The organism is Psychrobacter sp. FME6, from assembly GCF_014861365.1.
In the GTDB taxonomy this organism is placed as follows: Bacteria; Pseudomonadota; Gammaproteobacteria; order Pseudomonadales; family Moraxellaceae; genus Psychrobacter.
Genome location: NZ_RRYW01000030.1, coordinates 23,861 through 31,545 on the forward strand (window position 1 = coordinate 23,861; position 7,685 = coordinate 31,545).

The 7,685-nt window shown below is 39.9% G+C and carries 6 protein-coding genes and 1 other annotated feature; of the genes, 2 read left to right on the forward strand and 4 right to left on the reverse strand.

Going from position 1 to position 7,685, the window contains the following annotated elements; translation table 11 throughout:
* Window positions 1-219: 219 nt before the first annotated feature.
* The 4 genes from EI162_RS06295 to EI162_RS06310 all read right to left on the reverse strand — a co-directional run bounded on the left by EI162_RS06295 (window position 220) and on the right by EI162_RS06310 (window position 5,960).
* Window positions 220-1,488, reverse strand: coding sequence for an MFS transporter (locus EI162_RS06295; protein WP_192520254.1), 1,269 nt, complete (start codon window positions 1,486-1,488; stop codon window positions 220-222).
* A 29-nt stretch (window positions 1,489-1,517) separates the two neighbouring features.
* Complete coding sequence (locus EI162_RS06300) at window positions 1,518-3,947, reverse strand: TonB-dependent receptor (RefSeq protein WP_192523546.1); 2,430 nt, start codon at window positions 3,945-3,947, stop codon at window positions 1,518-1,520.
* A gap of 141 nt (window positions 3,948-4,088) precedes the next feature.
* A complete protein-coding gene (locus EI162_RS06305; protein ID WP_192519480.1) occupies window positions 4,089-5,132 on the reverse strand; it encodes a helix-turn-helix transcriptional regulator in 1,044 nt (347 codons plus the stop codon).
* A 102-nt stretch (window positions 5,133-5,234) separates the two neighbouring features.
* A complete protein-coding gene (locus tag EI162_RS06310) occupies window positions 5,235-5,960 on the reverse strand; it encodes a hypothetical protein (protein WP_192519481.1) in 726 nt (241 codons plus the stop codon).
* A gap of 63 nt (window positions 5,961-6,023) precedes the next feature.
* On the opposite strand from EI162_RS06310, the gene EI162_RS06315 reads away from it, so the two are divergent.
* Together EI162_RS06315 and EI162_RS06320 are read left to right on the forward strand one after the other, a co-directional pair.
* A protein-coding gene (locus EI162_RS06315; protein ID WP_225736916.1) for an IS3 family transposase occupies window positions 6,024-7,243 on the forward strand; the annotation gives its coding sequence in 2 pieces (ribosomal slippage) (window positions 6,024-6,309 and window positions 6,309-7,243; 1,221 coding nt in all).
* Window positions 6,299-6,415: a sequence feature (AL1L pseudoknot), on the forward strand. It overlaps the preceding gene by 117 nt.
* Complete coding sequence (locus EI162_RS06320; protein WP_225736917.1) at window positions 7,233-7,604, forward strand: (deoxy)nucleoside triphosphate pyrophosphohydrolase; 372 nt, start codon at window positions 7,233-7,235, stop codon at window positions 7,602-7,604. Before EI162_RS06315 ends, EI162_RS06320 begins: the two co-directional genes overlap by 11 nt.
* Window positions 7,605-7,685 lie beyond the last annotated feature (81 nt).

Sequence of the window (7,685 nt, forward strand, 5' to 3'; positions counted from 1 at the left end):
TGTACCACTTTTAAGGTTGATTAAGACTAAGGTCTGTCTAGGGCATGTCTCCAATTGGATTATAGAGATAAAAATGAGATAGATTGTTGTCAAACGCGAATAATTTCGCAGTTAATATAGACATATTGACTACGAATTAGACAAAGTTTGGCGGTAATATAGCCATTTTTAGCCCATAAATTGTAAATGAAGACACGCCCTAGATTAAGTGACTGAGATCTAGCTATTAAACATGGTTTGTTTTGCGCGCATAAATAAGACAATGATGAGGGTGAGAGAGATACTTGCCATTAGCACTTTGCTGTAGCCAAACGTATTGGCTGCCGTCATCGCTACACCTGCACAAACAAAGCCCATAAAAGAAAAAGTACCCAGTTGCAAGGTAAAGAACGTGGCTTTGGCAGATTTTAGGCTGGCTTTATCCATCGCAATTGTGGCAACAGTCGTCATGAGTGCAGGGTTTACTAAAAAGTAGGTGGTCACTGCACTATATACCATAAGCTTATTGGTGTAACCATAGCTTAGAGGTAAAAATAACATCAGTACCAAAGCTTGCGCTACCGTTAACATGAGCAATGTTTTAACTCGGCCCATTTTGTCAATAAGAAGACTGGCACTAAGCGCAGAAATCACCCCAATCACAGAACCGTATACTTTAGTCACAAAACCTATATCTGCAAACGTCCAGTGCGCATCCACCAGTATTGGATTCAATAGGGTAAAGCCGGCACTAAATCCGACAGGGTAAATTACTAATAAAATAAACCATGCCAGATTACTTCTTATAAATTGCCACATGGCGACTAACAAGATAACTAACGAGCGCGTTAAAGACGTCTTTTGCACAAACTGCGTAGCGGCTGTACGGGTATCAGCATTTTCTGGTAACTCTATTGTCGGCTCTACATAACGCAGCAGTTGTAACCATGAGATACTTGTTAATAACGCTAGCACAAGCAGTGCCCCTTGCCATTGTAGCCAAGGATATGCCATAAGTATCAGGCCACCACCAATAATATTACCCACAAGATTACCAGAGAACTGCACACTGTTTGCTCGTTGCCGCTCATTTTTACTAAAGATTTTGTTCGCAAGGCCATCTATCGCAACATCTTGCACGCTCACGGCCAAAGCATAAACAAGCATTAATCCTATCATTAGACTAAACTGTGTCGCAATATCTAGCATGCCGATGATAACCAATAAAATCATCATTAAAAACTGCGCTATAAGTAACCAACTACGATAGCGTCCTTGTAGCCGTCTATGCATAAATGCGGGACGAATAAGATCTATAAATGGGGCGTACAGTATCTTTAATAATAGCGGTAAGGCAATGATGTTTAATAAAGCAATTTTGTTTAATGGCATCCCCATATCGCGCATAATAGCGACTGAAGATGCAAAAATAAACGCCAGCCCGATATACTGAGTGATATAAATACTGGCAAGCAAAACCCAAGGCTTGCGATTGGAAGATATCCTCATCTGTTGTTACCTTAATAGTAGTGACAGTCTTAATAGTAATAACTATATTTAAGACCATAGCTTCTATCAGTTCCTAATATACCAACATTCATCGGATATATTTTTATATGCTCGTAGCGTTCATCTGTTAAGTTTTTACCCCAAATGCTTAGTTCGTGGTTGTAGCTGGTGAGTCCTAGACTAGCGTCAACCAAACCATAACTCTCAAGCTCAATACCATTGTACGCTTGCGCATAACGGTCACCCACGTAGCGATATTTTGCATCAGCGAACCACTGCGCTTTACCAAATACTGGCAATGTAAACAGTAAATCATCGTTGTATTGCATACTAATACTGCCACTGAATTTTGGCACTTGTGGCATGTGGTTATCTTCTGCCGTTAGCGGTAACATCCCCGGTCTAGCGGGTGGTGGTACTTCGCTAGCATCAGTGACCTTTGCATCGGTGTAGGCAAGTTGGGTTTTTATCTGCCAATTATTGGTCATTCGCCAATCTGCGGATAGCTCGATACCTTGACTACGGCTATCAACGTTGAACGTTTCACTTTTATATTCAGGAGGTGAGGCTGTTACGCTCATATGGTCGTCTTTCATTTTGTTACGATAAAGTGCCAACCCCAAATTTAAGCGATTGTCTGCACTGCGATATTTTGTACCAATCTCAGAGGCATCAATTGTCGTCGGCTTGTAATATGCAAGGGGGTTACCATAAGCCATGTTATTGTCATAATCGGCAAACCCACCGAACTTATGACCGCGTGATTGTAGTGCATATACCCGCCAATTAGGACTTATAGTATAGCTCAAACCAAAGCGTCCCGTCGTTGCGGTGTCCTCCAGCGTTTTACTGCCACTTTTTACATCATTACCCAATGGGTTATTATCATTGCCTTGCCAAACGGCATCGTGTGTTTGCTCTTCATTTGCCAAACGTAGCCCTGCTATCACATCTAGACTTTCGGTCGCAGGATACGTTATTTCACCAAATATGGCTTTCGTCTGGGTATCAAATGTTTTATCGGTAATTGCGTTGTTCGCACTACCAAGAGTGCTGTTTTTCAATAACCCATCTGGCATGTCATTTAAGTTCATTCGGGCATCGTTTTTCCACACCCTATCTTTGTTTGCGAAGTAGAGTCCTGCGACCCACTGGACTTCGCTCTCTGGCTTAGAGACCAATGTTATTTCTTGCGAAACCTGTTTAATCGATTCCTCTAAGTATTGACGATTGTTATCAGGATGGGTAAGAACCTCACTAAATATGGGCTGTTGGTCTTCTGGAATTCGGTATCCGCTGAATTGTAGGGACAACATCTCTGGCGGTAGGTAGGGGCGCAGAATATCGCTATCATAATGGTGATAACCTGTTTTTGACTCTATATCAGCAAAATCAAAAGCGGTACTATTCACCACTAAATTCAGGCCCTTAGCGGTGTTTGTATTTTCATGTGGTAGATTAAACGTGGCAACTTTATAAGTATCAAAATCTTTTTGTAGGACAGGAACATTATTGGTTTGCTCATCATGATAAGCGGTTAAGACGACATTATTGTCTTCGTTATCATCATGCCAACGCAACTTGGCTTGTATGCCTTGTTTGTCTTTTTTATTAAGCGGTTTGCCATCTTCTCGTTTTATCAGACTATTATCACGTTCCTCCAGCATACCTGCAATGCGAAAAGAAACATTATCCGTTATAGGTAGATTTAGCATCGCCTCGCCACGCTTAAGATTATGATTACCCACACCCACACTGACCCTGCCTTCTGTATAATCTGATGGGTCAAAGGTTTTGATAATGATACCACCAGCCTCAGCACTTGAACCCAATAGCGTCCCTTGAGGACCTTTTGCGACTTCAACTTTTTCAACATCAATTAAGTTTCGTGCCAATCCCGTTTTACCATTGCTGATACCATCTATTCGGACATCAACAGAATTATCATCAAGACTGGTAATACTTAACGAGCCTGTACCACGCATCCATAGTGTCGAGTAGCCCACATTACCACCATCGTGGATATCTATACTAGGTACATCTCGCAAGGCATCTGTTACCGTCACATATTGCTTGTCTTCAATTTCTTGCGCGTCAATCGTATCAACCACAAAGGGGGTCTTTAACTCGTCTTCTTCAATACCTCGAACATTAACAGTAATCGCATCAAGGGTGACAGTAGGCATGTCATCAGATGTCATTTCATTAATACCATTATTTTGTTCAGCGACCTCTTGCCTCTCAGCAAATTGTTCCGCATTAAAGGTTTGCACATTTGAGGACAGGCTATTTTCATATGGGGCTGCCAATGCTGTGGTAGGAATATATAAACTGAGTAATGGCGCTAGATATAAGGAGGGTATATATAAAGCATTAAATTTTTTAGTCGTTTTGATATCCTTACTGAGATGACGGTCACTGAGATAATATTGAAGGGAAGATAATTTGCTAGGCAACATATATAAATCCAAAGTAACATAAATGAAAAATAATGTTAATGATAATCAATATCACTTACAAAGTTAACACAAATTTTTAGACTATACGTAATTATTTAATAAAATCGGGAAAGTTACCGATTTATATCAATTTATCATATATTAATCCGGCATATAGCCATAAAACTTGTAAAACACCCGACGAAAATATTGAGTACTACTAAAACCAAGCTGATTAGCAATTGGAGCAATTTTTTGTCTCTCTTGTAATAGTTTCATGGCTAACTGCATGCGTTTATGAGTTCGATAATCACCAATCGTTAGAGTCGTTAATTTCTTAAATTCGGCCTTTAAATAACATTCATTTGTGCCTGTTTTTTGCGCAAGCTCTCGTATCGTCCAATTCTTATTGTAAAACTCATCAAGAAGCAGTTTGGCTTGATAAGCAGAATTAAGAACCTGTACTTTAGCCCCGCCTATTTCAGTAATACATTGTTTCAATAATAAACTCGTAAAGGTTAAGCATTGTCCTTGTAGTGCCATAAATTTAATATCATCAGTGGGACTAGGTGTGTTATAAACCTCCCAGCCCTGCATTACAAAATTTGCCGCTTTGGTAGTCAGGTTTAAAGGTAGAATTGACGAATCGGACATAGTCATTAATTTGGATATGATTAAATTATTGGCATCTGTCTGCTGCTCTATTTGTGTGGCTAATTTACCAACAAAGTCTTTATCTAGCTCAATATATAAGGCTTTAATGTCTTCCTTAGCACTAATAATTGTGCTCAATCTCCCTAAATCGCCTTTTATTAACCAAATGGCAGGCGCATTTATCGTTACTTGCTCAAACTGTTTTAGCTTGGTTCTATTTACCTGCCTTGCTTCTGTTTTTACTGTTGCTTTTACTCCTACTTTTTCTTCTATAGTCACTTTGTCGTCTAGCTGATATTCATAGCTCCCTTGCAAAACAATGTATAAAACATAACTGGTTTGGCAATTAGGATTAATGAATTGATGATTTCTATGAAAGTAGCAATTGACCCGTGATAGACCAATGCTACCGAAATCATAACGTTCAAAGTAGCCATCACCAATAGACTTATCAATATAAATGATTTGACTTAACTGATTAAACCGCTGTACATTTTTTACCATGCACCAGTCATTAATCATTTCTAATTGCTTATCAAACACATATTTCATTTTATCTCTTCTTATAATACTTTTAGGGGCTGTCCTAGATAACTAGTTCAAACCCTGTTTAACCCATTGTTTTAGTTGATGTAGATGCTATCCTATATAATTTTACTTATCTAGGACAGCCCCTAGTTTTATGGCAGTGATTAGAAAATTGCTTAAGGGGATCAATCGTCCACAGGATTGATTGTTTCGTTCTTCTTTATCTGATACCCACATGATTTTTTGGTCGAAATCAATCTGATTCAACAGTCCTGATGCATGAACGGCAGGTCGTATGCCTGTTTGAATGATGATAATATGCCATAGCCAAACGCTATAGCAGTTAAACTGCTCAATGTACCTGTCATGAAGAATATCCGAACCATGCTTTAATCGACCGTTATAGCTTTCTATAGCACCGTTAAGTCTAGTAAAAAATGCTTGGCAGGCATTCAGAGTTAATGGCATATTACTGCCTACATATTGCTTTAAATGATTACTTTTAATACCCTGTTTTGCTATATGACGTAGTTTGTTCTTGCTTTCCTTATCACAATGTTCAGTCAATAGGTGTATAGCACTGCTATAGGTACTCTCTAAATTTTGTGTGCTAATACTTGTGTAGTAAAGTGGTGAGCTGTGCTTAACATCAACACCAGTAATAATGTCAACGTGTAATGGCTGATGAAGTTCGTTGTTTATAATGGTATGCAAACCATTGTCGATATATTGATTACTTAAAGCGGGCAAGCTAAGTTGTTCTTTTAAATCCTTAAGTGATTTTTTTACATCCGAATTACTGACTATAATTTTCTCTGTAATAACTGCCTGTAGCTCAAATGGTAATGGCAATTTAAATTCATTGTGAACCGCCCCAGGATTGTCGGAGACTTAATATTCTGAGAGAATACGACAATGAAAAGACAAACTTATACTCCCGAGATGAAAGAACGCGCCGTTCGCATGCTGATTGAAGCGTCTTGCGATTACCCCTCCACATGGTCAGCTATTCAAGCCATTGCACCTAAGATTAGCTGTACACCTGAAACCCTGCGATCATGGCATAAGAAGCACATAGAGCAAACCATTCCGGCATCAGTACAAGCCCAAAGCCAAGAGCAACGTATTAAAGAGCTTGAACGCGAAAACAGAGAGCTCAAGCAAGCCAATGAGATTATACGTAAGGCTGCGGCTTTTTTCGCCCAGGCGGAGCTCGACCGCCCACTCAGACAATGGTTCAGTTTATTGATGACTATAGAGGTAGTTATGGGGTCGAGCTTATCTGTCGAATACTACCGATTGCCCCGTCAACCTATCATCGTGAAAACTATTTAGCTAACAATCCTGAAAAGCGTTCACTGCGCAGTCAGCATGACGACTATTATCTCAGCGAGATTAAACGTATTTGGCAGGATAGAAAATGCCGTTATGGTGTGCGTAAAGTCTGGCAGCAGATGAAGGCTGATGGCGTAAAGGTTGCTCGTTGCACCGTAGAGCGTTTAATGAAGCAGTATGGTATGCAAGGCATCTGGCGTGGCAAAGGCAAGATTACCACCAATAGCCGTGATGACCAGAAGCGCGCTGATAATTTGGTCAATCGTAACTTTAATGCCCATCATCCTAATCAGTTATGGGTGGCTGACTTTACTTATATCAAGACGACGAGCGGCTGGGTTTACACTGCCTTTATTATTGATGTGTTTGCTCGTGCTATCGTTGGTTGGAAAGTCTCTAATCGCATGAATACCGATATGGTTATGGCTGCGCTAAATCAGGCGATAGCAGACAGGAACAACCCTAAGGATGTCATTCATCACAGTGATCGAGGGGTTCAGTACTTATCCATTCGCTATACTGATAAAATGGCTGACTCTGGCGTGATTGCTTCTGTCGGTACAACAGGCGACTCGTATGATAATGCATTGGCTGAAACGGTCAATGGCCTATATAAGTCTGAGGTGATTCAATATTTAAAAGAGAGCTGGACTGGCGTCAACGATGTTGAATTAGCCACGCTTGAATGGGTGGACTGGTTCAATAAAACACGATTGCATAGTACGATTGGTTATGTGTCACCTTTTGAATTTGAAAAGCGGTATTATGATAGTTTAATCCTGTCAGGTGTTGCTGCCTGAATCAAGTAAATCACTCTCCGATAAAGTCGGGGCGGTTCAGAAAGAAAGTAAGTTCGAATATCTGTCGTATAAATTTGAATTTCCAGGTGGTAAAGTTGAGTCTAACGAGACTCACGAACAAGCACTCCACCGTGAGATATTAGAAGAGCTAGATGCGCATATTGAAATAGTATCAATATTGAAAAAAATAGAACATCAGTATCCAGATTTCAAGGTTCATATTACTTTTTATAGATGCAGCATCTATGAAAAAGAATCTATAAAAGAAGTAGAACATAATAACCTATCGTGGCTTACAAAGCAGGAACTTCATGAGCTAGACTGGGCAGAAGCAGATATACCTATTATTAGGTTACTCTGAATATAATCGCGCTGTCGATGTATAGTACTAGGGCGTGTTGAACATTGGCGACAAATTGATGGCAAAAAAAATAGCGAACGG

What these genes read in the sequence shown, in the direction of transcription:
- EI162_RS06295 (WP_192520254.1), bottom strand. Translation starts at nt 1,488, where the DNA reads ATGAGGATATCTTCCAATCGCAAGCCTTGGGTTTTGCTTGCCAGTATT.
- EI162_RS06300 (WP_192523546.1), bottom strand. Translation starts at nt 3,947, where the DNA reads ATGTTGCCTAGCAAATTATCTTCCCTTCAATATTATCTCAGTGACCGT.
- EI162_RS06305 (WP_192519480.1), bottom strand. Translation starts at nt 5,132, where the DNA reads ATGAAATATGTGTTTGATAAGCAATTAGAAATGATTAATGACTGGTGC.